At 59.4% G+C, this 25635-nt stretch carries 19 protein-coding genes; 13 read left to right on the forward strand and 6 right to left on the reverse strand.

Annotated features, from left to right (window positions below):
* Positions 1-47 precede the first annotated feature (47 nt).
* The 4 genes from prpC to prpD all read left to right on the forward strand — a co-directional run bounded on the left by prpC (position 48) and on the right by prpD (position 7120).
* Complete coding sequence (gene prpC / locus M9827_RS05190) at positions 48-1175, forward strand: bifunctional 2-methylcitrate synthase/citrate synthase (protein ID WP_134175031.1); 1128 nt, start codon at positions 48-50, stop codon at positions 1173-1175.
* A 206-nt stretch (positions 1176-1381) separates the two neighbouring features.
* The gene (gene acnD, locus M9827_RS05195) at positions 1382-3976 is read left to right on the forward strand and encodes a Fe/S-dependent 2-methylisocitrate dehydratase AcnD (RefSeq protein ID WP_250603956.1); all 2595 of its coding nucleotides are present in this window, start codon (positions 1382-1384) and stop codon (positions 3974-3976) included.
* A 54-nt stretch (positions 3977-4030) separates the two neighbouring features.
* Positions 4031-5221, forward strand: coding sequence for a 2-methylaconitate cis-trans isomerase PrpF (gene prpF / locus M9827_RS05200; RefSeq protein WP_250603957.1), 1191 nt, complete (start codon positions 4031-4033; stop codon positions 5219-5221).
* 414 nt (positions 5222-5635) lie between these two features.
* Complete coding sequence (gene prpD / locus M9827_RS05205; RefSeq protein WP_250603958.1) at positions 5636-7120, forward strand: 2-methylcitrate dehydratase; 1485 nt, start codon at positions 5636-5638, stop codon at positions 7118-7120.
* Between the two features lie 88 nt (positions 7121-7208).
* On the opposite strand, the gene M9827_RS05210 is transcribed toward prpD, so the two are convergent.
* Positions 7209-8123, reverse strand: a complete 915-nt coding sequence (locus M9827_RS05210) for a DMT family transporter (RefSeq protein ID WP_250604219.1) — start codon at positions 8121-8123, stop codon at positions 7209-7211.
* 114 nt (positions 8124-8237) lie between these two features.
* Between M9827_RS05210 and M9827_RS05215 the strand changes: the two genes are divergently transcribed.
* On the forward strand, positions 8238-9647 hold the full coding sequence (locus M9827_RS05215; RefSeq protein WP_250603960.1) for an aminotransferase-like domain-containing protein: 1410 nt from the start codon (positions 8238-8240) through the stop codon (positions 9645-9647).
* Positions 9648-9766: 119 nt separating this feature from the next.
* Here M9827_RS05215 and ppsR read toward each other — a convergent pair whose 3' ends face one another.
* The gene (gene ppsR, locus M9827_RS05220) at positions 9767-10585 is read right to left on the reverse strand and encodes a posphoenolpyruvate synthetase regulatory kinase/phosphorylase PpsR (protein ID WP_016773826.1); all 819 of its coding nucleotides are present in this window, start codon (positions 10583-10585) and stop codon (positions 9767-9769) included.
* Between the two features lie 174 nt (positions 10586-10759).
* Between ppsR and ppsA the strand changes: the two genes are divergently transcribed.
* The 8 genes from ppsA (at position 10760) to M9827_RS05260 (ending at position 18919) form a co-directional block, all read left to right on the forward strand.
* Positions 10760-13135, forward strand: a complete 2376-nt coding sequence (gene ppsA, locus M9827_RS05225; RefSeq protein WP_250603962.1) for a phosphoenolpyruvate synthase — start codon at positions 10760-10762, stop codon at positions 13133-13135.
* Between the two features lie 96 nt (positions 13136-13231).
* Positions 13232-14221 (forward strand): alpha/beta fold hydrolase, encoded by a 990-nt coding sequence (locus M9827_RS05230; RefSeq protein ID WP_250603964.1) that lies wholly within the window; start codon positions 13232-13234, stop codon positions 14219-14221.
* A 226-nt stretch (positions 14222-14447) separates the two neighbouring features.
* A complete protein-coding gene (gene rraA, locus M9827_RS05235) occupies positions 14448-14939 on the forward strand; it encodes a ribonuclease E activity regulator RraA (RefSeq protein WP_250603966.1) in 492 nt (163 codons plus the stop codon).
* 22 nt (positions 14940-14961) lie between these two features.
* Positions 14962-15957 (forward strand): divalent cation transporter CmaX, encoded by a 996-nt coding sequence (gene cmaX / locus M9827_RS05240; RefSeq protein WP_250603968.1) that lies wholly within the window; start codon positions 14962-14964, stop codon positions 15955-15957.
* 63 nt (positions 15958-16020) lie between these two features.
* The gene (locus M9827_RS05245; RefSeq protein ID WP_250603970.1) at positions 16021-16269 is read left to right on the forward strand and encodes a CrfX protein; all 249 of its coding nucleotides are present in this window, start codon (positions 16021-16023) and stop codon (positions 16267-16269) included.
* 2 nt (positions 16270-16271) lie between these two features.
* On the forward strand, positions 16272-17096 hold the full coding sequence (locus tag M9827_RS05250) for a mechanosensitive ion channel family protein (protein WP_007916401.1): 825 nt from the start codon (positions 16272-16274) through the stop codon (positions 17094-17096).
* A 90-nt stretch (positions 17097-17186) separates the two neighbouring features.
* Entirely contained in the window at positions 17187-17777 is a 591-nt protein-coding gene (gene sigX, locus M9827_RS05255) for an RNA polymerase sigma factor SigX (RefSeq protein WP_011333251.1), read from the forward strand.
* A gap of 107 nt (positions 17778-17884) precedes the next feature.
* Positions 17885-18919: an OmpA family protein gene (locus M9827_RS05260; protein WP_034152869.1), complete on the forward strand. Its 1035-nt coding sequence runs from the start codon at positions 17885-17887 to the stop codon at positions 18917-18919.
* A gap of 70 nt (positions 18920-18989) precedes the next feature.
* Here the strand turns inward: M9827_RS05260 and cobA are convergent, their stop codons facing one another.
* From cobA to nirB, 4 genes are read right to left on the reverse strand one after another with little or no spacing between them, the layout of a single operon-like run.
* Positions 18990-19745, reverse strand: coding sequence for a uroporphyrinogen-III C-methyltransferase (gene cobA, locus M9827_RS05265; RefSeq protein WP_250603972.1), 756 nt, complete (start codon positions 19743-19745; stop codon positions 18990-18992).
* 13 nt (positions 19746-19758) lie between these two features.
* Positions 19759-22473 (reverse strand): nitrate reductase, encoded by a 2715-nt coding sequence (locus M9827_RS05270; protein ID WP_250603974.1) that lies wholly within the window; start codon positions 22471-22473, stop codon positions 19759-19761.
* A complete protein-coding gene (gene nirD, locus M9827_RS05275) occupies positions 22473-22790 on the reverse strand; it encodes a nitrite reductase small subunit NirD (protein WP_250603976.1) in 318 nt (105 codons plus the stop codon). The genes M9827_RS05270 and nirD overlap by 1 nt, the downstream gene beginning before the upstream one ends.
* The gene (nirB, locus tag M9827_RS05280) at positions 22787-25240 is read right to left on the reverse strand and encodes a nitrite reductase large subunit NirB (RefSeq protein WP_250603978.1); all 2454 of its coding nucleotides are present in this window, start codon (positions 25238-25240) and stop codon (positions 22787-22789) included. Before nirB ends, nirD begins: the two co-directional genes overlap by 4 nt.
* Between the last annotated feature and the right edge of the window lie 395 nt (positions 25241-25635).

Here is a 25635-nt window from a genome sequence, read left to right on the forward strand (position 1 = left end):
CACCGTAATTGCAGATTCCCTAACAAATTCAAAAATTGGAGACAGCAATGGCCGAAGCAAAAGTACTCAGTGGCGCCGGGCTCCGTGGCCAGGTCGCCGGGCAAACCGCACTGTCCACCGTGGGCCAGGCCGGTGCCGGGCTGACCTATCGCGGCTACGACGTGCGCGAACTGGCAGCCGATGCACAATTTGAAGAAGTCGCTTACCTGCTGCTCTACGGCGAACTGCCGACCCAGGCGCAACTCGACGAATACCAAGGCAAACTGAGCAAACTGCGCGACCTGCCGCAAGCGCTGAAAGAAGTGCTCGAACGCATCCCCGCCGACGCCCACCCGATGGACGTGATGCGCACCGGTTGCTCGTTCCTCGGCAACCTCGAACCGGAGAAAGACTTCTCCGAGCAGCGCGACAAGACTGATCGCTTGCTGGCCGCGTTCCCGGCGATCATGTGCTACTGGTATCGCTTCAGCCACGACGGCAAACGCATCAATTGCGTCAGCGACGAGCCGACCATCGGCGGTCACTTCCTGCACCTGCTGCACGACAAGAAGCCAAGCGAACTGCACGTCAAAGTGATGAACGTTTCGCTGATCCTTTACGCCGAGCACGAATTCAACGCCTCGACCTTCACCGCACGGGTTTGCGCATCGACGCTGTCCGATCTGTATTCCTGCGTAACAGCCGCTATTGGTTCGCTGCGCGGCCCGTTGCACGGCGGCGCCAACGAAGCGGCGATGGAAATGATCGAGCGCTTCTCGTCGCCGGAAGACGCGATCAAAGGCACCCTCGGCATGCTCGAGCGCAAGGACAAGATCATGGGCTTCGGCCACGCGATCTATAAGGACAGCGACCCGCGCAACGAGGTGATCAAGGGCTGGTCGAAAAAACTCGCGGATGAAGTCGGTGACAAGGTGCTGTTCCCGGTTTCGGAAGCCATCGACAAGACCATGTGGGAGCAGAAAAAACTCTTCCCCAACGCCGATTTCTACCATGCCTCGGCGTACCACTTCATGGGTATCCCGACCAAGCTGTTCACGCCGATCTTCGTCTGCTCGCGCCTGACCGGCTGGGCCGCGCACGTGTTCGAACAGCGCGCCAACAACCGCATCATCCGTCCAAGCGCCGAGTACATCGGCGTTGAACAGCGCAAGTTCGTGCCAATCGAACGTCGCTGAAATGGTGAGTGCCGAATACTGATCTCGAAGCTCACCTAAATCCCTGTGGGAGCTGGCTTGCCAGCGATGACGGCGTCACATCCAACAATGATGCTGACTGACCCACCGCATCGCTGGCAAGCCAGCTCCCACAGGGTTCAGTGTGAATTTTGAGGTCGGTGTCTGGCCCCACCCTTTGAAACTACCGTGACCCGAGTCCTGACCCGATGAACACAGAATTCCGCAAAACCCTGCCCGGCAGTCCTCTGGATTATTTCGATGCCCGCGCGGCTGTCGAGGCGATCCAGCCCGGCAGTTACGACACCCTGCCGTACACCTCCCGCGTGCTGGCGGAAAACCTCGTGCGTCGCTGCGACCCGGCCACGCTCACCGATTCCCTCAAGCAACTGATCGAACGCAAACGCGACCTCGACTTCCCGTGGTTTCCGGCCCGTGTGGTCTGCCACGACATTCTCGGCCAGACCGCGCTGGTCGACCTCGCCGGCCTGCGTGACGCGATTGCGCAACAGGGCGGCGATCCGGCGCAGGTCAACCCGGTGGTGCCGACGCAATTGATCGTCGACCACTCGCTGGCGGTGGAGGCGGGCGGTTTCGACAAGCAGGCGTTCGAGAAGAACCGCGCCATTGAGGACCGTCGCAACGAAGACCGATTCCACTTCATCAACTGGACCAAAAAAGCCTTCAAGAACGTTGATGTAATCCCGCCGGGCAACGGCATCATGCACCAGATCAACCTGGAGAAAATGTCCCCGGTGATCCAGGTGCGCGACGGCGTGGCGTTCCCCGACACCTGCGTCGGCACCGACAGCCACACTCCGCATGTCGATGCGCTGGGCGTGATTGCCATCGGCGTCGGCGGTCTCGAAGCCGAGAGTGTGATGCTTGGCCGCGCGTCGTGGATGCGTCTGCCGGAAAGCGTCGGCGTCGAGCTGACCGGCAAGCTGCAACCGGGCATCACCGCCACCGACATGGTGCTGGCGCTGACCGAATACCTGCGCAAACAGAAAGTGGTTGGCGCGTGGCTGGAGTTCTTCGGCGAAGGGGCGGCGGCGCTGACCCTCGGCGACCGCGCGACCATCTCCAACATGGCCCCGGAATACGGCGCCACGGCGGCGATGTTCTACATCGACCAGCAAACCATCGATTACCTGAAACTCACCGGTCGTGAAGACCAGCAAGTGCAGCTCGTCGAGCAATACGCCAAGCTCACCGGCCTGTGGGCCGACAGCCTGAAAGGCGCGCAATACGAGCGCGGCCTGACCTTCGACCTGTCGTCGGTAGTGCGCAACATGGCCGGCCCAAGCAACCCGCACGCCCGCGTGGCGGTGTCGGACCTGGCCGCCAAAGGCATCTCCGGGCAGTGGGATGACGTGCCGGGGCAAATGCCCGACGGCGCGGTGATCATCGCTGCCATCACCAGTTGCACCAACACCAGCAACCCGCGCAACGTGATTGCTGCCGGACTGCTGGCGCGTAATGCCAACAAGCTTGGCCTGACCCGCAAACCGTGGGTCAAATCCTCGCTGGCGCCGGGCTCGAAAACCGTGGCGCTGTACCTCGACGAAGCAGGGTTGACCACGGAGCTGGAACAGCTCGGTTTCGGCGTCGTCGCGTTCGCCTGCACCACCTGCAACGGCATGTCCGGCGCACTCGATCCGGTGATCCAGCAAGAGATTATCGACCGCGATCTGTATGCGACTGCCGTGCTCTCGGGCAACCGCAACTTCGACGGCCGCATTCACCCGTACGCCAAGCAGGCGTTCCTCGCCTCGCCGCCGCTGGTGGTCGCTTACGCCATCGCCGGGACCATCCGTTTCGATATCGAGAAGGATGTCTTGGGCGTGGTCGACGGCAAGGAAATCCGCCTCAAGGACATCTGGCCGAGCGACGAAGAAATCGACGCGGTGGTGAAATCTTCGGTCAAGCCTGAGCAGTTCCGTCAGGTCTACATTCCGATGTTCGCCGTCCATGAAGACACCGGCCCGAAAGTCACGCCGCTGTACGACTGGCGTGAGATGAGCACCTACATTCGCCGTCCGCCGTATTGGGAAGGCGCGCTGGCCGGCGCACGTCCGCTTAAGGGTATGCGCCCGCTGGCGGTGCTGCCGGACAACATCACCACCGATCACCTGTCGCCGTCCAACGCGATCATGCTCAACAGCGCCGCCGGCGAATACCTGGCGAAAATGGGCCTGCCGGAAGAGGACTTCAACTCGTACGCCACCCACCGTGGCGACCACTTGACCGCGCAGCGCGCGACCTTCGCCAACCCGAAACTGTTCAATGAGATGGTCGTGGAAAACGGCAAGGTCAAACAGGGTTCGCTCGCGCGTGTCGAGCCGGAAGGCAAGGTCATGCGCATGTGGGAAGCCATCGAAACCTACATGGAACGCAAGCAGCCGCTGATCATCATTGCCGGCGCCGATTACGGTCAGGGTTCGTCCCGTGACTGGGCGGCGAAAGGCGTGCGTCTGGCCGGTGTCGAGGCGATTGCCGCTGAAGGTTTCGAGCGCATTCACCGCACCAACCTGGTGGGCATGGGCGTGTTGCCGCTGGAGTTCAAGCCGGGCACCGACCGTCACACGCTGGCCATCGACGGCAGCGAAACCTACGACGTGATCGGCGAGCGCAAACCGCGTGCGGACCTGACGCTGGTGATCCATCGCAAGAACGGCGAGCGCGTTGACGTGCCGGTGACTTGCCGTCTGGATACCGCTGAAGAAGTGTCGATCTACGAGGCTGGCGGCGTGTTGCAGCGCTTCGCTCAGGACTTCCTCGAAGAGTCGGCGGTTGCCGTTTAAAACAAGTTAAGTGACCAAGGGATGACGAATCCCTTGGTCCTTTGAGGAGCAACCATGGCTCACGCACCACAAATCAAAATCCCCGCCACCTACATGCGCGGCGGCACCAGCAAAGGCGTGTTCTTCAGCCTCAAGGACCTGCCCGAAGCCGCGCAGATTCCTGGCCCTGCTCGCGACGCTTTATTACTGCGCGTGATCGGCAGCCCTGACCCGTACGACAAGCAAATCGACGGCATGGGCGGCGCCACCTCCAGCACCAGCAAAACCGTGATTCTGTCGAAAAGCATCAAGGCCGATCACGACGTCGATTACCTGTTCGGTCAGGTCTCCATCGACAAGCCGTTCGTCGACTGGAGTGGCAACTGCGGCAACCTCTCGGCAGCCGTCGGTTCGTTCGCCATCAGCAACGGTCTGGTCGACGCCAGCCGCATTCCGTACAACGGTGTCGCGGTGGTGCGCGTGTGGCAGGCCAACATCGGCAAAACGATTATTGCCCACGTGCCGATCACCAACGGCGAAGTACAGGAAACCGGTGATTTCGAACTTGACGGCGTGACCTTTCCGGCCGCCGAAGTGCAGGTTGAATTCATGGATCCGGCGGCTGAAGAAGAGGGTGGCGGCGGTTCGATGTTCCCCACCGGCAACCTGATCGATGAGCTGGAGGTACCGGGTGTCGGCACGTTCAAGGCGACCATGATCAACGCCGGTATCCCGACGATTTTCGTCAACGCCGAAGACATTGGTTACACCGGCACCGAGCTGCAAAGCGCGATCAACAGCGATCCGAAAGCGTTGCAGATGTTCGAGACCATTCGTGCCTATGGCGCGCTGCGCATGGGCCTGATATCGAATCTGGATGAAGCGGCCAAGCGTCAGCACACGCCGAAAGTTGCGTTTGTCGCCAAGCCTGCGGCGTATGTGGCGTCCAGTGGCAAAGCGATCGGCGCGGGTGATGTGGATTTGCTGGTGCGGGCGTTGTCGATGGGCAAGTTGCACCACGCGATGATGGGCACGGCGGCCGTTGCGATTGGTACTGCGGCGGCCATTTCCGGCACCTTGGTAAACCTTGCGGCCGGTGGCGTTGAACGCAATGCCGTGCGCTTCGGGCATCCGTCCGGGACGTTGCGCGTTGGCGCTGAAGCCAGTCTGGAAAACGGTGAGTGGATCGTCAAAAAAGCAATCATGAGCCGCAGTGCGCGCGTGCTGATGGAAGGCTACGTACGCATTCCCGGGGATTCTTTCTGACTCGCGAACCTTTTCCCTCACCCCAGCCCTCTCCCGGAGGGAGAGGGGGCCGACCGAGGTGTCTGACGCTGTACATCGACCTGAAAGATCCAGTCGATTATGGATTCAGGGGGGGCGACCGAGGCGTCTGAAGGAGTGCACCGACCTGAAAGATCGATTCAGGGGCATCGAGGTGTTTGAAGTTGTGCATTGACCAGATCCATTATGGATTCAGCGCAGATCGCTCACGTCGGTGAACCTCTACTGCATCCCCCAATCGGTTCCCTCTCCCTCGGGAGAGGGCTAGGGTGAGGGGCCACCCACTGAAGAAACCCAAAACAAGCAGGCACCCCAGACCTGCAATCAACCAGACCAAACCCGCCAAGCCCTGAGGAAGACCGCACCCACTCATCATTCCCGCACAGGAGAACCGCAATGAGAGCCAACGTCGACCTGAACAACCGCCCCGACTACGACCGTGTCCTGCAGGACATCGCCGATTACGTCCTCACCTTCAAAGTCACCTCTGCCGAAGCTTTCGACACCGCCCGCAACTGCCTGATGGACACGCTGGGCTGCGGCCTGCTGGCCCTGCGCTTCCCCGAATGCACCAAGCATCTTGGCCCGATGGTCGAAGGCACCGTCGTGCCGTTTGGCGCGCGAGTCCCGGGCACGTCCTATCGCCTCGACCCGGTCAAAGCCGCATGGGACATCGGCTGCATCGTCCGCTGGCTCGACTACAACGACACCTGGCTCGCCGCCGAGTGGGGGCACCCGTCGGATAACCTCGGCGGCATTCTTGCGGTGGCCGATCACCTCTCGCAAAAGCGTCTGGCCAACGGTGAGTCGCCGCTGACGATTCGCGATGTGCTCGAAGCGATGATCATGGCCCACGAGATTCAAGGCGTGATGGCTCTGGAAAACTCCTTCAATCGCGTAGGACTTGATCACGTCATTCTGGTGAAAGTCGCCTCAACCGCCGTTACCGCCAAACTGATGGGCGCCAATCGTGAGCAACTGCTGTCGGCCTTGTCCCACGCGTTTGCCGATGGTCAGGCGTTGCGCACCTATCGTCATGCTCCGAACGCCGGTTCGCGAAAATCCTGGGCGGCGGGGGATGCGACGAGTCGTGGTGTGCGTCTGGCCGATATCGCCCTGCGCGGTGAAATGGGCATCCCCGGAGTTCTCAGCGCCAGGCAGTGGGGCTTTTATGACGTGCTGTTCAGCCACACCAACAGCGATCTGGCGCTGAAACCGGACGATAAACGTGCTTTCAGTTTTTCGCGGCCGTTTGGCAGTTACGTAATGGAAAATGTCCTGTTCAAGATCAGCTTTCCCGCCGAATTCCACGCGCAAACGGCTTGTGAAGCGGCGGTGACGTTGCATCCGCAAGTGCGCAATCGCCTGCACGAAATCGACAAGATCGTCATCACCACCCACGAATCGGCGATCCGCATCATTTCCAAGGTCGGGCCGTTGGCCAACGCCGCCGACCGTGACCACTGCATCCAGTACATGACCGCCGTGCCGCTGGCCTTCGGCAATCTGGTTGCGGAGCAGTACGAAGACGATTTTCACCGGGCGCATCCGATCATCGACGTACTGCGCGAGAAAATGGTCATCGTCGAAGAGCCGCGCTTCACCCGCGAATACCTTGAAGCCGACAAGCGCTCGATCGCCAACGCCGTGCAGGTGTTTTTCAAGGACGGCAGCAGCACCGACAACATCGTCGTGGAATACCCGATCGGCCATCGCCGCCGCCGTGCCGAGGGCATCCCATTACTCGAAGACAAGTTCAAAGCCAATCTGGCCACACGTTTCACCGGCCAGCGCAGCGGCGAAATCTTCGCATTGTGCAAGGATCCAGCGCTGCTTGAAGCCACCCCGGTAAACCGTTTCGTCGACCTGTTTGTGATCTGACGAAAACCTGTAGGAGCTGCCGCAGGCTGCGATCTTTTGACTCTGATTGTAAAAAACAGGATCAAAAGATCGCAGCCTTCGGCAGCTCCTAAATGGACGATTTGCGCCACTTTTCGATAGGCAATTTGGTGAGCGCAAACCCGCTGAGCAAAACCGCCGAATAGATCATCAGCTCCCGGGACAGGGTTTGCCCCTCGTACCAGGCGCCGATGATCACGGCGAACACCGGGAAAATGATAAACACGAACGACAGAATGATCGGGCTCAAGCGTTTAAGCAGCAAAAAGTAAACGATGAATCCACCGACCGACGCCACCAGCCCAAGGTAAAACAGCGCAGCCCAGGAGCGTACGCTGACGTCCCTGAACACCGGCGCCTCAACGCTCAAACCGACAATAAATAACATCAGCCCGGCGATACCGATCGGCAGGGTGTTGTAGGTGATCACGCTGATGGCGCTGCCGTGTTTCTTTGTCACCACGTAACACAGCGCGTGCATTACCGCCGCACATAGAATCGCCAGCACCCCAAGCCATTCGGCCTGATCCAGGTGCAGACCCTGGCTGCGAATAATCATGAACAGACTGCCAAAGCCGATGGCGATGCCGAGTATTTGCGACGGGTAGATTTTCTCGCGCAGAAACAGCGCGCAAAACAACAGGATAAACACCGGCATGCAACTGAACAGCAGCGCTGTCAGGCCCGACGAAACGTGCACTTCACCGTAGTTGAGCAGGTAGTAGGGCAGGCTGAAATATGACAGCGTGACGAACACGAAGAACCCGCGACTTTGCCGCGGAAACAATAGCGGTTCCTTGCGCAACAGCGCAAAGCTCAGAAACAGCGGAAAAGCGATCAGAAAGCGCAACCCGGCGGCCGTCAACGGCGGCACGCTTTCCACTGCAATCTTGATCCCCAGCCACGTCGTGCCCCAACTCAGACAGACGATCAGAAACAGCGTGCTGGTGATCAATCCGGCGAGCCAGGGTTTGCTGATGTGCATCGGTGTGCTGACGGCGGTCGACATGTGGCGTACTCCGAACGGTGGAATTGACCTGATCGCGGAAACGGTCTATTTCTGATTGAACCTGTTTTAAGCACGCTATTCGGGGCGAGAATGACTGTCAAAGTAAGTATTGCCATGGTGTCAATTCTCCGCGACGGCCTCGCCAATGGCGTTGGCGTGAAGTACAAACGCCTGGCGGACGCGGTCTCGCAGGCCATTGAGGAGGGTGTGATTGAGGCGGGATGCAAGTTGCCGCCGCACCGGCTGCTGGCCGACAGCCTCGGGGTGACCATCGGTACGATCAGCCGTGCCTACGGTGAATTGGAGCGGGTGGGATTGGTTGTCGCCCGCGTCGGAGATGGCACTTATGTGTGTCAGCGCGGGATGGAACGGCCGCAGGACAAAGGCTTTCGTAATGTCAGCGATGAGCCGTCGGCCTGTTTCGACATGAGCCGCAATCAACCGATCCCGGCGCAGGAAGCGGCATTCATGAGTCAGAGCCTGCAGGAATTGGCCAGTGATCCTCGGGTGTTGCAGCAATTGACCGGGTACACCGCAGAGGGCGGTCTGGCCCGGCACCGATTGGCCGGGGCAGTCTGGTTGCAGCATGCGACGTATGTCCCGCACGCTGACCAGGTGTTATGCGTCAACGGCGGCCAGCATGGTCTGTTGTGCACATTGATGGGCTTGCTCAAGGCCGGCGACACCGTTGTGACCGAGCATCTGTCCTACCCGGGATTGATCGGCGTCGCACGCCAGCTCGGGATAAAACTCATTGGCGCGGCGATGGATGACGAAGGGCTTTTACCGTCGGCGCTGGAGGATATCTGCCGTCAGCATCGTGTTTCTGCGCTGTATTGCACGCCGACGATCCAGAATCCTACGGCCGCCGTGATGTCGATCCCACGGCGCGAGGCGATTGCCGAAATCTGCCGCCAGCACAATCTGCTGATCATCGAAGACGAAGCCCATGCGGTGCTGGATCGCCAGCGCCCATTACCGCTGAGTTATTTCGCACCGGAGCGCGCGGTATTGATCGGCAGCCTCAGCAAGGCTGTTTCGGCGGGGTTGCGCGTCGGTTATCTGCATGCACCGCAAGCGTTGATCGGGCGTTTGAGTGCCGCCATTCGTGCAACGTGCTGGATGGCCAATCCGTTATCGATGGAAGTGGCCAGTCTGTGGATCGAAAGCGGCATGGCCGAGCGTTTGCTGGATGAGCAGATCAGCGAGATCGCTCGGCGCAAGGCCTTGGTGGCACCCTTGCTGCAGGGTTTGAACTACAAGACTCACCCTTACAGTCCGCATTTCTGGGTGGAAGTGCCCGAGCTGTGGCGGGCGTCGCAGATTGCGGCGGAGTTGAAAGAGAATAACTATCTGGTGGCCACCGCTGAGGCGTTTGCGGTGGGGCATGCTGCGGTGCCGCAATTTATTCGGGTGAGTGTGTGTAATTCGGTGGGGGATGACGGGTTGTTGCTTGGCGGCTTTGAAGCTTTGGCCAAGGCATTAACAGACACCGTGTGATCGTTCATCGCGGGCAAGCCCGCTCCCACAGGTTTATCAGGTGTTTGCGAAACTCACATTCACAACAAATCCCTGTGGGAGCTGGCTTGCCAGCGATGCCGTCAGCCAGGACACCGCAACTACTTGAACCGCCGCTCCACACCTTTCTCCACCAGAATCTTCGCCGAAATCTCTTCCACCGAAAAATGCGTGGAATTGATGTGCGGGATGTTCTCGCGGCGGAACAGGTTTTCCACTTCGCGCACTTCGAATTCGCACTGGGCGTAGCTCGAATAACGGCTGTTGGGCTTGCGCTCGTTGCGGATCGCGGTGAGACGGTCGGGGTCGATGGTCAGGCCGAACAGCTTGTGCTGATGGGCGCGCAGTGCCGTCGGCAGGGTCAGGCGTTCCATGTCGTCTTCGGTCAGCGGGTAGTTGGCCGCGCGGATGCCGAACTGCATGGCCATGTACAGACACGTCGGCGTTTTGCCGCATCGCGACACGCCCACTAGTATCAGGTCGGCTTTGTCGTAATAGTGGGTGCGCGCGCCGTCATCGTTATCGAGCGCGAAGTTCACCGCCTCGATCCGCTCCATGTAATTTGAGTTGTGCCCGATCGAGTGCGACTTGCCGACGGTGTAGGAAGAATGCTCGGTCAGTTCCTGCTCGAGCGGGGCGAGGAAGGTAGAGAAAATGTCGATCATGAAACCATTGGAGGTTGCGAGAATCTCACGGATGTCCTGATTGACGATGGTGTCGAAGATGATCGGGCGAAAGCCGTCGGTTTCAGCGGCTTTGTTGATTTGTTGTACCATGGCCCGCGCTTTTTCAACGCTGTCGATGTACGGTCGCGTGAATTTGCTGAAGGTAATGTTTTCGAACTGCGCCAGAAGGCTTTGCCCCAGGGTTTCGGCAGTGATGCCGGTGCCATCGGAGATGAAGAAAGCAGATCGTTTCATTTGCACCTTGGGCCTTAAGCTAATGAGCATTTCTGGATATGATAGGCGCGATTTGTCGGCCGCCATTGGCCCGCATTCTCACTTATTTTCCAGGTCCAGGCCATACAACCGGCCAAGGCTCCCCCGGGCCGCCGGTTTCTGAGCTTTTCCAACACAGTTAGTGGAGAGATCACCTTGGTAGAGTACGTAGTTTCCCTCGATAAGCTCGGCAAACACGATGTTGAGCATGTGGGGGGCAAGAACGCATCCCTGGGCGAGATGATCAGTAACCTGGCAGGCGCCGGTGTTTCGGTCCCCGGCGGCTTCGCCACGACGGCTCAGGCCTATCGTGATTTCCTCGAACTGAGCGGCCTCAACGACCAGATCCACAAGGCCCTCGACGCACTCGACGTTGACGACGTCAACGCCCTGGCCAAGACCGGCGCCCAGATCCGCCAATGGATCATGGAAGCCGAATTCCCGGAAAAACTGAATGCCGAGATCCGCACCGCGTTCGCCGCGCTGTCGGTCGGTAATCCTGATGTGGCCGTGGCCGTGCGTTCTTCCGCCACCGCCGAAGACTTGCCGGACGCGTCCTTCGCCGGTCAGCAGGAAACCTTCCTGAACATCCGTGGCGTGGAAAACGTTATCCGCGCCGCCAAAGAGGTGTTCGCTTCGCTGTTCAACGACCGTGCGATTTCCTACCGCGTGCACCAGGGCTTTGACCACAAACTGGTCGCCCTGTCGGCTGGCGTGCAGCGCATGGTGCGTTCGGAAACCGGCACCGCCGGCGTGATGTTCACCCTCGATACCGAATCCGGTTTCCGTGACGTGGTGTTTATCACCGGCGCCTACGGTCTGGGCGAAACCGTCGTACAAGGCGCGGTCAACCCGGACGAGTTCTACGTACACAAGGGCACGCTGGAGGCCGGTCGTCCGGCGATCCTGCGTCGCAATCTGGGCAGCAAAGCCATCAAGATGATCTACGGCGACGAAGCCAAGGCCGGTCGTTCGGTCAAGACTGTCGACGTCGACAAGGCTGACCGCGCGCGTTTCTGCCTGACCGACGCTGAAGTCAGCGAACTGGCCAAGCAAGCGATGATCATCGAGAAGCACTACGGCTGCCCGATGGACATCGAATGGGCCAAGGACGGTGACGACGGCAAGCTGTACATCGTGCAGGCGCGTCCGGAAACCGTGAAAAGCCGCACCCAGGCCAACGTCATGGAGCGTTACCTGCTGAAAGAAACCGGCACCGTGCTGGTTGAAGGTCGTGCGATTGGCCAGCGCATCGGCGCCGGTAAAGTGCGCATCATCAAAGACGTGTCCGAAATGGACAAAGTCCAGCCGGGCGACGTGCTCGTTTCCGACATGACCGACCCGGATTGGGAACCGGTGATGAAGCGCGCCAGCGCCATCGTCACCAACCGTGGTGGCCGTACCTGCCACGCGGCAATCATCGCCCGTGAGCTGGGTATCCCGGCAGTGGTCGGTTGCGGCAACGCCACCCAACTGCTGAAGGATGGCCAGGGCGTGACCGTGTCCTGCGCCGAAGGCGACACCGGTTACATCTTTGAAGGCGAACTGGGCTTCGATATCAAGAAGAACTCCGTCGACGCCATGCCGGAGCTGCCGTTCAAGATCATGATGAACGTCGGCAACCCGGACCGCGCTTTCGACTTCGCGCAACTGCCGAACGCCGGTGTCGGCCTGGCCCGTCTGGAATTCATCATCAACCGCATGATCGGCGTTCACCCGAAAGCGCTGTTGAACTACGACGGTCTGCCGCAGGAAATCAAGGAAAGCGTCGACAAGCGTATCGCCGGTTACGACGATCCGGTCGGTTTCTATGTCGAGAAACTGGTCGAAGGCATCAGCACCCTCGCTGCCGCGTTCGCACCGAAGAAAGTCATCGTGCGTCTGTCGGACTTCAAGTCCAACGAATACGCCAACTTGATCGGCGGCAAGCTCTACGAGCCGGAAGAAGAAAACCCGATGCTGGGCTTCCGTGGCGCTTCGCGTTACATCAGCGAATCGTTCCGTGACTGCTTCGAACTCGAGTGCCGCGCGCTGAAGCGTGTGCGCAACGAGATGGGCCTGACCAACGTCGAAATCATGGTGCCATTCGTCCGTACCCTGGGCGAAGCCAGCCAGGTGGTCGATCTGCTCGCCGAAAACGGCTTGAAGCGCGGCGAGAACGGTCTGCGCGTGATCATGATGTGCGAGCTGCCATCCAACGCGATCCTTGCTGAAGAATTCCTCGAATTCTTCGACGGTTTCTCGATCGGTTCCAACGACCTGACTCAGCTGACGCTGGGCCTGGACCGCGATTCCGGTATCATCGCGCACCTGTTCGACGAGCGTAATCCGGCGGTCAAAAAGTTGTTGGCCAACGCAATTGCCGCGTGCAACAAGGCCGGCAAGTACATCGGTATCTGCGGTCAGGGTCCTTCGGACCACCCGGATCTGGCCAAGTGGCTGATGGAGCAGGGCATCGAGAGCGTGTCGCTGAACCCGGACACGGTGCTGGAAACCTGGTTCTTCCTCGCAGAAGGCCAGGCGCAGGCCTGATCAATAGTGAACGGCCCGTTCCCTCTTTGGGGCGGGCCTTGAGATTCAAGTAGGGCGGGCTCCTGTAGATGCCGCCCTTTTTTGTGCAAGAGCATTATGCAAAGCAGCAGCAACCTATTTCCTGTCGCCCTGATCAGCGCCGAACGGCGTGGTGATCTGAGCGAAGACGTGTATCGCTTGAAACCCGGCAACAGTCCCGACTGGTCCGTGGAAATCGCTGTGACCCGTTTGGGCATGGCCGATGACTCGACGCCTCGCGGTGTGCCGGTGATCTTGCTGCACGGCAGTTTCTCCAATCGACGCTTCTGGTTTTCACCCAAAGGCCTGGGCTTGGGCGCGTATATGACGCGCCTGGGGTTCGACGTGTGGATTCCGGAGATGCGCGGCCACGGCTTGTCGGCGCGCAACGAAGAATACCGACGCAACCGTGTCGCCGACTATGCCCGCTACGATCTCCCGGCGATTGCCGCGTTCGTGCGTGAGCAGAGCGGTCAGGTGCCGCACTGGATCGGCCATTCGCTGGGCGGCATCACCCTGGCGGCGGCGCTCGGTGGCGAATACCTTGGCGAGCCTGCCGTGGCGTCGGCAGCGTTTTTCGGCACCCAGGTCAGCCGCACCTACTGGCCGCTGAAAATCCCGCCGGTGGAGTGGAGCGGGCGCTTCATTCTCAAGCGCTTTGCGCAATTGTCGGGTTCGCGTCTCAAACGTGGCCCGGAAGATGAGCCGATCGGTCTGGCGCTGGAAAGCATGCGCTGGTACGGCTTGTTCGGCCGTTTTGGCGACAAGGACAAGGATTGGTGGGCGGGGCTGGCCGATGTGCGAGTGCCAGTGCTGGCGGTCAGTGCAGCAGGCGATCATCAGGATCCGGCCTGGGCCTGTCGCAAGTTGTTCGAGCAGATCGGTTCGGAGCACAAGCAATTCATCAATCTGGGGCGTGAGCAGGGCTTCAACGATAATTTCGGCCATGTCGAGATGCTGGTGAGCAAAGCGGCGCAGACTGAGGTGTGGCCATTGGTGGCGCGTTGGTTGAACGATCAGCACACGCCGTTGCTGGGCGAGAAGCCGGACCTGGCCGCTGCGGTCTGAGAAGGAAGCCCTGAGAAGGGCATTTCGTTCGGGTTGGCTTGCGGCTAAGATATGACGCGTTGTGCGGTTCTGGTCATTTTTGGTGGCTGTTTAGCTATTACGTTTCAGGGTTTGTTCAGGTTCGTTCAGCGACCATGGGATGGACTAAGGTAAACAGCGACCGCCGGAGATCGTCTCAAAAGAATGCGTCATCCTTGATCGTCTTCCTTGTTACAGGAGTTTTTCGATGAACCATTACCTTACGCCTGACCTGTGCGACGCCTATCCGGAGCTGGTGCAGGTGCTGGAACCGATGTTCAGCAATTTCGGTGGCCGTGATTCCTTCGGCGGCGAAATCGTGACCATCAAATGCTTCGAAGACAACTCACTGGTCAAGGAACAGGCTGAGCTCAAGGGCAACGGCAAGGTACTGGTCGTCGATGGCGGCGGTTCCCTGCGTCGCGCGCTGCTGGGCGACCTGATCGCCGAGAAAGCCGCTAAAAACGGTTGGGAAGGGCTGGTGATCTACGGCTGCATCCGTGACGTCGACGTCATTGCCCAGACCGATCTGGGCGTGCAGGCGCTGGCCAGCCACCCGATGAAAACCGAAAAACGCGGCATTGGTGACCTTAACGTCCCGGTGACGTTTGCCGGCGTGACATTTTACCCGGGCCACTACATTTATGCGGACAACAACGGCGTGATCGTCTCGCCAAGCCCGCTGCAGATGCCTGAATAAGCTTTTCGACAAAGGGATGCGGATGTTCGAGGAAGAAAACGCGCAGTGGGGGCTGGTGCATGCCCTGGTGCTGGACGGAAAAGGCGGTGCGCGTTCGATAGCCCGGACTGAGCTCGACGATCTACAACTGCAGGCCCATGAAAGCCTGTGGCTGCATTGGGATCGCAGCCATCCGCAGACCCAGACCTGGCTGCGCAAATCCAGCGGTCTCAACGAATTCACCTGCGATCTGCTGCTGGAAGAGAACACCCGACCGCGCCTGTTGCCGCTGCCGGATGCCCAGCTGCTGCTGTTTCTGCGCGGGGTCAATCTCAACCCGGGCGCCGAGCCGGAAGACATGGTCTCGGTGCGGATTTTTGCTTCGGCCCAGCGGGTGATCTCCCTGCGTTTGCGCCCATTGCGCGCCACCGATGAGCTGCTGGCTCAACTGGCGGACGGCAAAGGCCCGAAAACGTCCTCAGAACTCATCCTTTATCTGGCGCAGTTCCTCACCAACAAGGTGCAGGATCTGGTCACTTGCCTCTCGGAAATCGCCGATGAGGAAGAAGAAAAGATGGATGCCGACGAACGGTATACGCCCGAGCATGGCGCCATTTTGCACATCCGTCGTCGGGCGGCCGGACTAAAGCGTTTTCTTGCACCGCAGCGGGATATTTTCGGACAACTCACGCGGATAAAACTGCCGTGGTTTGTCGATGACGATGCCGATTACTGGAACGAACTCAACAACAGCCTGACCCGCTATCTCGAAGAACTCGAATTGACCCGAGAGCGCGTGGGGCTTGTGCTGGAGGCCGAAGACCGGCGTTTGAGCGAGCGCATGAATCGCACGATGTACCGCTTCGGGATCATCACCTGCATCTTTTTGCCGATGAGTTTCATCACCGGTCTGCTGGGCATAAACGTCGGCGGTATCCCGTTCTCCAACAGCCCTTATGGTTTCCTGATTGCCTGTCTGACGGTACTCGCCCTGGCCTTCGGTCAGTGGTGGTTATTCCGTCGTTTGCGCTGGGTGTGAAGATGGCGCATGTGACCCGACCAAATCTGCCCGCGTCTTTCACAGACATCACGAGAGGTGCGTATGCACGATCCGTTTGAACAGTCTTTGCGCGACATGCTCAACGCTTCGCCGTCCAGCCGCGACGACGATGCGTGCCTGGGCCGCGTACTCAAAACCGCCAACCGCCAGGTTGGCGCCGGTGATCTGTTCAGCCTGCTGGGCCGTTGGCTGCCTGCGGTGATGATCGCCCTGAATAATGGATCGGCGCATGTCTCGCCGGTTTCCCGTCTTCGTAAACCTACCGCTCGTACTGCTGATAAGGCTGATTGAATATGGAACTTGATCTCTGGACTCAGAGCCTCGTCACTGCAATGACTGCGTTGTGGACCAAAGTCGCCAACTTCATCCCGAACCTGTTCGGCGCACTGGTCGTGCTGCTGTTGGGTTTCGTCGTGGCCAAGCTGCTCGATACCTTGCTCTCCAAGCTGCTCGCGAAACTGGGCCTCGATCGCCTGATGGGCGGTACCGGGTTGACCAAACTGATGTCGCGCGCAGGGTTGCAGGTTCCGATCTCGACCCTGATCGGCAAGATCGTTTACTGGTTCGTCCTGCTGATTTTTCTGGTTTCTGCAGCAGAATCTCTTGGCCTTGAGCGAGTTTCGGCTACGCTGGATATGTTGGCGCTCTATTTGCCGAAAGTATTCGGCGCGGCGCTGGTGTTGCTGGTAGGTGTTTTGCTCGCGCAGCTGGCCAACGGGCTGGTGCGCGGGGCGGCAGAAGGCGTGGGCCTGGACTACGCTTCGGGGCTGGGGCGAATTGCGCAAGGGCTGGTGATCATCATCAGTATCTCGGTCGCAATCAGTCAGCTTGAGGTCAAGACTGACCTGCTGAACCATGTGATCGTCATCGTTTTGATTACCGTTGGTCTGGCCGTTGCGCTGGCCATGGGTTTGGGAAGCCGGGAAATTGCCGGTCAGATTCTTGCGGGAATCTATGTGCGTGAGTTGTATCAGGTTGGGCAACAAGTGCGTGTTGGCGAGGTCGAAGGCCAGATCGAGGAGATCGGCACGGTTAAAACCACATTGCTGACCGATGAAGGTGAGCTAGTCTCACTTTCCAATCGGATCCTGCTGGAACAGCACGTGAGTAGCCGCTAATCCGGCAAACCCTGCTAATGTATGCCGCCGCAAAACGCCAGCTGATGCTGGTTGCGGTGGACATTGACCTGACTGTCGGCACGACTTGTTTTGAATAAAGCCCAAACGCTATCCACGCGCTACGACCCCCGCGAGCTCTCTGATGAGGAGTTGGTCGCGCGCTCGCATACCGAGCTTTTTCACGTAACGCGCGCCTATGAAGAACTGATGCGGCGTTACCAGCGAACATTATTTAACGTTTGTGCGAGATATCTTGGGAACGATCGCGACGCAGACGATGTCTGTCAGGAAGTCATGTTGAAGGTGCTGTATGGCCTGAAGAACTTCGAGGGGAAATCGAAGTTCAAAACGTGGCTCTACAGCATCACGTACAACGAATGTATTACGCAGTATCGGAAGGAACGGCGAAAGCGTCGCTTGATGGACGCATTGAGTCTTGACCCCCTCGAGGAAGCGTCCGAAGAAAAGGCGCCGAAACCCGAGGAGAAGGGCGGGCTTGATCGCTGGCTGGTGTATGTGAACCCGATTGACCGCGAAATTCTGGTGCTTCGATTTGTCGCAGAGCTGGAATTTCAGGAGATCGCAGACATCATGCACATGGGTTTGAGTGCGACAAAAATGCGTTACAAACGTGCTCTAGATAAATTGCGTGAGAAATTTGCAGGCATTGCTGAAACTTAGTTCAGCGCAAATATCTCTTACGTGTAGGCAAGTTCTGATAGACTTGCCGCCGAGTTGTCCCCCGGTTTGCGGGACTGCTTCACAATCACCAGATGGGGATTTAACGGATGAAACTGAAAAACACCTTGGGCTTGGCCATTGGTTCTCTGATTGCCGCCACTTCGTTCGGCGCTCTGGCACAAGGCCAAGGCGCAGTTGAAATCGAAGGCTTCGCAAAGAAAGAACAATTCGACAGCGCTCGTAACTTCAAGAACAACGGCAACCTGTTCGGCGGCTCGATCGGTTACTTCCTGACCGACGACGTTGAACTGCGTCTGGGCTACGACGAAGTGCACAACGTGCGTTCCGACGACGGTCGTAACATCAAGGGCGCTAACACCGCTCTGGACGCTCTGTACCACTTCAACAACCCAGGCGACATGCTGCGTCCATACGTATCGGCTGGTTTCTCCGATCAGAGCATCGGTCAGAACGGTTCCGGTGGTCGTGACCGCTCCACCTTCGCCAACGTTGGCGCTGGTGCCAAGCTGTACTTCACCGACAACTTCTACGCTCGTGCCGGCGTTGAAGCTCAGTACAACATCGACCAGGGCGACACCGAGTGGGCTCCTAGCGTTGGTATCGGTGTGAACTTCGGTGGCGGCTCCAAGCCTGCTGCTGCTCCAGTTCCAGCACCAGCTGAAGTCTGCTCCGACAGCGACAACGATGGCGTTTGCGACAACGTTGACAAGTGCCCGGACACCCCAGCCAACGTAACTGTTGACGCTGACGGCTGCCCAGCAGTTGCTGAAGTTGTTCGTGTTGAGCTGGACGTTAAGTTCGACTTCGACAAGTCGGTAGTCAAGCCTAACAGCTACGGCGACATCAAGAACCTGGCTGACTTCATGAAGCAGTACCCATCCACCACCACTACTGTTGAAGGTCACACTGACTCCGTCGGTCCTGACGCTTACAACCAGAAACTGTCCGAGCGTCGTGCAAACGCCGTTAAGCAAGTTCTGACCAACCAGTACGGTGTTGAATCGTCCCGCGTTCAGTCTGTTGGCTACGGCGAATCCCGCCCAGTTGCTGACAACAAAACTGAAGCTGGCCGCGCTGTAAACCGTCGCGTAGAAGCGCAGGTTGAAGCTCAAGCTAAGTAATTAGCTGCCGCTCTGAGAAAAGCCCGGCTTAGGCCGGGCTTTTCTTTGTCTGCGATTTGTCTTCCCAGGACTACGCAGTCCCTGTGCAGGACCTGCCGAAGGCTGCGATGTTTTGATTTTCAACAGCAGCCACCGCGCCGATCACCAGTATCGCAGGGCTCTTCAATTGAAATCTGTAGGCGGCTTCGTTCATTGCCGTCAGATCGCTCCGGCATTCCCGCTGCTCCGGCAACGACGCATTCTCGATCATCGCCACTGGCGTATCCGCAGCCATCCCGCCCGCCAACAACTGATCGCGAATCTCCCCCAGCTTGGCCACGCCCATATAAACCACCAGCGTCGTGCCGCCCTGCGCCAGTGCCTGCCAGTTCAACTGGCTGTCGTCCTGAGTGTGTGCAGTCACCAGTGTCACCCCGCGCGCCACACCGCGTAACGTCAGCGGAATATCGCACTGCGTCGCCCCGGCCAGTCCGGCGGTGATGCCATTGACCAACTCCACTTCGACTCCACGCTCACGAAGCCACTGCGCCTCTTCGCCACCACGGCCGAAAATGCACGGATCGCCGCCCTTGAGCCGCACCACGCACTTGCCTTGGCGGGTGTAGCGCAGCATCAGCCGATGGATAAAGGCTTGCGGTGTCGAACGGCAACCGCCGCGTTTACCCACCGCAATGATGCGTGCGCCAGAGCAATGCTCCAGTACCGCGTCGTTGACCAGATCATCGATCAGCACCACATCGGCCTCGCGCAGGGCGCGCACCGCTTTGAGGGTCAGCAGTTCCGGATCACCCGGTCCTGCACCGACCAGCCAGACTTTTGCGTTCATGGTGTTTTCCTCATCAGATGACGGCGACTGGCTGCGCGTCGGCCGCCAGCAAGCGTTTAATTTCCGGGACGCACGAGCCGCATTGCGTGCCGCAGCCCAGTTCGCTCTTCAAACCTTGCAGATCCAGCCCTTGGCGAATGCCGGCGCAGACCGCGTTGAGGCTGACGTTCTTGCAGTTGCACAGGGTTTTATCCACAGCCATCTGCGCTCCGGCACTGCCCGGCGGCGCACTCATTGGCGCCAGTAGCCAGCGCCGCAGTTGTTCATCCGCGCGGCCTTCCAGCCACAACCCTTGCAGCCAATGCTGAGCGAGGGTTTCTCCGGCCAACCGGATCGCAGTGATCCGGCCATTTTCAATGCGCACGCGTTTGCCAATGGCGCGGCGCGGATCGTCATAGGCCAATACCGGGCCGTCGATCAGTGACAGGCATCGGTCGATTTCACCGAGCAATTGCGCATTGGGGGCCTCGCTGCTGGCTGCTCGTATCAGCAATGCCGATCGTTCACGTCCGACAAGGCTGAGACTCACGTAGGAAAACGCCTCACAGAGCGGTCGTAGCGTCTCGAAATGCCGTTGAACATCGCCTTCGATCAGTGCGAAAAGTTGCCACGGCAGATTCACCGACTCGAGGCGCACACCGCTGTGTTTGAGTTCCGGTTGTTTCGACAGTGGATCAAAGGCCGCCAGGGTCAAGCTGTTTACGCCGCCCTTGAGAAAGCGATCACCCCAGTGCATCGGCAAAAATGCTTGCCCTGGACGCACGCTGTCATCGCTGGCGACTGCGACGATCACCGCGCCGCGCCGACTTTTCAGATTAACCAGGTCGCCCGGCTGCAAACGATGCCGACGCAATTCGTCTGGATGCAGGCTCAACACGGCTTCGCTGACATGCCCGAACAGCTGCGCCGCCGTGCCGGTGCGGCTCATACCGTGCCATTGATCGCGCAGGCGGCCGGTGATCAACGTCAATGGAAAGCGAGCGTCACGTTGTTCCTTGGCGGCGCGATACGGGTCGGCAATGAATTGCGCGCGGCCGTTGGCGGTCGGGAAAATGCCGTTCTCGTACAGTCGCGGCGTGCCTTCGCGAGCGCCGACAGGGAAGGGCCATTGCTGCGGGCCGATCTCGTCGATCAGCGCATGACTGATCCCGGACATATCCAGATCACGGCCGCGCGTCAGCCCCTTGAATTCATCGAACAACTGCGCAGGTTGGTTGAACCTAAACAGGCTCGGTTCATCGGCGCGAAGACGTTTCTCCAGACGTTGTGCGAAATCCACCGTGATCGCCCAGTCTGGCCGCGCTTCACCCGGTGGGAGGATGGCTTTGCGCACGTGGGAAATGCGTCGCTCGGAATTGGTTACCGAGCCTTCTTTCTCGCCCCAACTGGCGGCGGGCAGCAGCAGATCGGCGAATGCTGCGGTTTCTGTGGTGCGAAAGGCTTCTTGCAGAACTACAAACGGGCAGCCCTCCAGTGCTGCGCGCACAGCCTGTTGATCCGGCATCGATTGCGCTGGGTTGGTGCAGGCAATCCACAACGCCTTGATCTTGCCGCTGCGCACTTGCTCGAACAGTTCGATGGCACTGAGACCGGTACTGTCTGGCAACCGATCAACGCCCCAATAAGCCGCTACTTCGGCGCGGTGTTCAGGGTTGGCCGCGTCTCGATGGCCTGGCAACAGATTCGACAAACTGCCGGTTTCCCGTCCGCCCATGGCATTTGGCTGACCGGTGAGGGAGAAAGGTCCTGCACCCGGACGACCGATTTGCCCAGTGGCCAGGTGCAGATTGATCAAAGCGCTGTTTTTCGCGCTGCCGGCCGTGGACTGGTTCAGGCCCATGCACCACAGCGACAGAAAACTCGGCGAAGTGCCCACCCATTCGGCGCACTGCTGCAATTGCTCGACGCTGATTCCGCACAGCTGCGAAACCATTTGCGGGGTGTAATCGCGTACCAGGTTTTTCAGGTCGGGGAGACCGTCGGTGTGCGCCTTGATGAAGTCGCGGTCGATCCAGTCTTCCCACAACAACAGATGCAAAATCCCATGGAATAAAGCGACATCGGTGCCGGGCAGAATCGCCAGATGCAGGTCGGCGAGGTCGCAGGTGTCGGTGCGCCGCGGATCAATGACGATGACTTTCATCTGTGGGCGGCGGGATTTTGCCTCTTCCAGCCGACGAAAAAGTACCGGATGGGCGTAGGCCATGTTACTGCCGACGATCATCACGCAGTCGCTGAGTTCCAGATCCTCATAGCTGCACGGTGGAGCGTCGGCGCCAAGGCTGCGCTTGTAGCCGACCACCGCCGACGACATGCACAAGCGTGAGTTGCTGTCGATGTTGTTGGTGCCGACCAGTGCCCGTGCCAGCTTGTTGAAGGCGTAATAGTCCTCGGTCAACAACTGTCCGGAGATATAGAACGCCACGCTGTCCGGGCCGTGTTCGGCGATGGTTTCGGCGAACACGTTGGCGGCGTGTTCCAGCGCGGTGTCCCAGTCGGTGCGGCTGCGCGCCAGGCCTTTACCCAGACGCAATTCCGGATACAGCGCGCGAGCCGCAAGGTCGCCGGTCAGGTGCAGGGTCGAGCCTTTGCTGCACAGTTTGCCGTAGTTGGCCGGATGCGCCGGATCACCGCTAACGCCGAGGATGTGCTCGCCGTCATGCTCGATCAGCACGCCGCAGCCGACCCCGCAATAGCAGCAGGTCGAGGCGGTCGTCTGGCGGTTCATCAGATGGCGTCCCGCAGAGCCAACTGCACCCGACCATTCTCGACCCGCGCCAGGTGATGGTGTGCGCAACCAATGTCCGGGGCCTGAGCTTCTCCGGTTTGCAGGTCGATCTGCCAGTTGTGCAACGGACAGGCGACCCGTTTGCCGTAAATCAGACCTTGCGACAATGGCCCGCCCTTGTGCGGGCAGCGGTCGTCGAGGGCGAAAACTTCGTCGTCGCTTGTACGAAAAATCGCGATGTCACCTTTCGGCCCGGCAATGATTCGCGAACCGAGGGCATTGATCTCGTCGAGGGCACAGATATCCAGCCAGTTCATGCTGGCACCTCCAGATTTTTAACCGGGATCACGTCGAATTCTTTTTTTAGTTGCGGCTGCGCCAGACGCTCTTTCCACGGGTCTTGCTCGAACGACAGGGAGAATTGCAGGCGTTCGTTCAAGGTTTTGCGGCGCTCGGGGTCTTCCAGCACGGCTTTCTTGATGTGCTCCATGCCGACCCGTTGCAGGTAGTGCACGGTGCGTTCGAGGTAGAACGCTTCTTCGCGGTAGAGCTGCAGGAACGCGCCGTTGTATTCGCGGACTTCCTCGGCGGTTTTCAGCTTGACGAAGAACTCGGCGACCTCGGTTTTGATCCCGCCGTTGCCGCCGATGTACATCTCCCAGCCGGAGTCAACGCCGATGATTCCTACGTCTTTGATCCCCGCTTCCGAGCAGTTGCGTGGGCATCCGGAGACGGCCAGTTTGACTTTGTGCGGCGACCACATGTTGAAGAGGTCGTGCTCAAGCTCGATGCCCAACTGGGTCGAGTTCTGCGTGCCGAAGCGGCAGAACTCGCTGCCGACGCAGGTTTTCACGGTGCGGATGGATTTGCCGTAGGCATGGCCGGAGGGCATGTCGAGATCCTTCCAGACGCCGGGCAAGTCCTGCTTCTTGATGCCGAGCAAGTCGATGCGCTGACCGCCGGTGACCTTGACCATCGGCACGTTGTACTTGTCGGCCACGTCGGCAATCCGCCGCAGTTCCGAAGGATTGGTCACACCGCCCCACATGCGTGGCACCACCGAATAGGTACCGTCCTTCTGGATGTTGGCGTGGGCGCGTTCGTTGATCAGGCGTGATTGCGGATCGTCCTTGGCTTCGCCGGGCCAGGTGGAAATCAGGTAATAGTTGAGGGCCGGGCGGCACGTTGCGCAGCCGTTCGGCGTGCGCCAGTTGAGGTAGTTCATGGTCCCGGCGATGGTCAGCAGGTGCTGCTCGCGAATGGCCTGCCGGATCTGCCCGTGGTTGAGGTCGCTGCAACCGCAGATGGCTTTTTCGCTCTTCGGTTTGACGTCGGCTGCGCCGCCGACGGTGTTGATCAGGATCTGCTCGACCAACCCGGCGCACGAACCGCAGGAGCTGGCCGCTTTGGTATGTTTCTTCACCTCGTCGACGCTGAACAGGCCGTGTTCCTGAATGGCTTTGACGATGGTGCCTTTGCACACGCCGTTGCAACCGCAGACTTCGGCGCTGTCGGCCATGACCATGGCTTTGTCCTGGCCCTGATGTCCTACGTCTCCGAGTGCGTTTTCTCCGAACATCAGGTGATCGCGGATCTCGCCGATGGCGTGATTCTCACGAATCTGCCGGAAATACCAACCGCCATCTGCCGTATCGCCGTACAGACAGGCGCCGACCAACACGTCATCCTTGATCACCAGTTTTTTGTACACGCCGCCAATCGGGTCGGAGAGGGTGATGGTTTCCGTGCCTTCGCCGCCCATGAAGTCGCCGGCGGAAAACAGGTCGATGCCGGTGACTTTCAATTTGGTCGAGGTCACCGAACCCTGATAACGGGCAAAACCCAGTTGGGCGAGGTGGTTGGCGCAGACCTTGGCCTGTTCGAACAACGGTGCGACCAGACCGTAGGCAATGCCTCGGTGGCTGGCGCACTCGCCGATGGCATAGATGCGCGGGTCGTAGGTTTGCAGGGTGTCGTTGACCAGAATCCCGCGATTGCACGGGATGCCGGCCTTTTCCGCCAGTTCGGTGTTGGGACGGATACCGGCCGCCATTACCACCAGATCAGCCGGGATGATGTCGCCGTTCTTGAATTGCACCGAGCCGACCCGGCCATTGCCCGCATCGTGAAGGGCTTGGGTCTGTTCGCACAGACGGAAGTGCAGGCCACGGGATTCGAGGGCACTTTGCAGCAGTTGGCCGCTGGTTTTGTCGAGTTGGCGTTCCAGTAACCACTCACCGAGATGCACCACGGTGACGTGCATGCCGCGCAGCATCAGGCCGTTCGCCGCTTCGAGACCGAGCAGGCCACCGCCGATGACCACCGCGTGCTTGTGGGTTTTCGCGGTGTCGATCATCGCCTGGGTGTCGGCGATGTCGCGATAGCCGATCACGCCGTGCAGGGTGTTGCCGGGGATCGGCAGAATAAACGGCGTCGAACCGGTGGCGATCAGCAGGCGATCGTATTCGGCTTCGGTGCCATCCTCGGCGATCACCCGGCGTTTGACCCGGTCGATCTGCACCACCTTGCGGTTGAGCAACAGCTTGATGTTGTTTTCCAGGTACCAGTCGAGGTCGTTAAGCACGATTTCTTCGAAGGTCTGTTCACCGGCCAGCACCGGCGAGAGCAGGATGCGGTTGTAGTTGGTGTGCGGTTCGGCGCCGAAGACCGTGATGTCGTACAGCTCGTTACTCAGCTTGAGCAGTTCTTCGAGGGTGCGGACCCCGGCCATGCCATTGCCGATCATCACCAGTTTGAGTTTTTTCATCAGGTTCTCCGGGAGCTGCGGCTGGCCTCTTGTGGGGCAGTCAGGCCTTGCTCGACAAATTTTGCGCAAACAAAAAAAGGCGTCCCGCTAGTTGCCTAGCGAGGACGCCTTTGTCCTGGTCCCGTTCTCTCGGGAAGCGCAGCCTTCGTCGTTGAAGGTTGGGCTTTATGTGTGTGTTGGTTGGGGTAATGCAGTGGTTGTGCCAAGTGGGGGAATGGCGTGTTTATTAGGCGGGAGCGGTTATTGACGGGGATTTTTTGCACCGAATCGACGCGGGTCGCTCGTTCGTGGGGCATTCAGGCAGACAGAATTGTTGTGATTGGGCTGGCCGCTTCGCGAGCAGGCTCGCTCCCACAGGGGTTTTGTGAACGACTCCGATCCACTGTGGGAGCGAG

The sequence above is a fragment of the Pseudomonas sp. AKS31 genome, from assembly GCF_023634765.1.
Taxonomy (GTDB): Bacteria; Pseudomonadota; Gammaproteobacteria; order Pseudomonadales; family Pseudomonadaceae; genus Aquipseudomonas.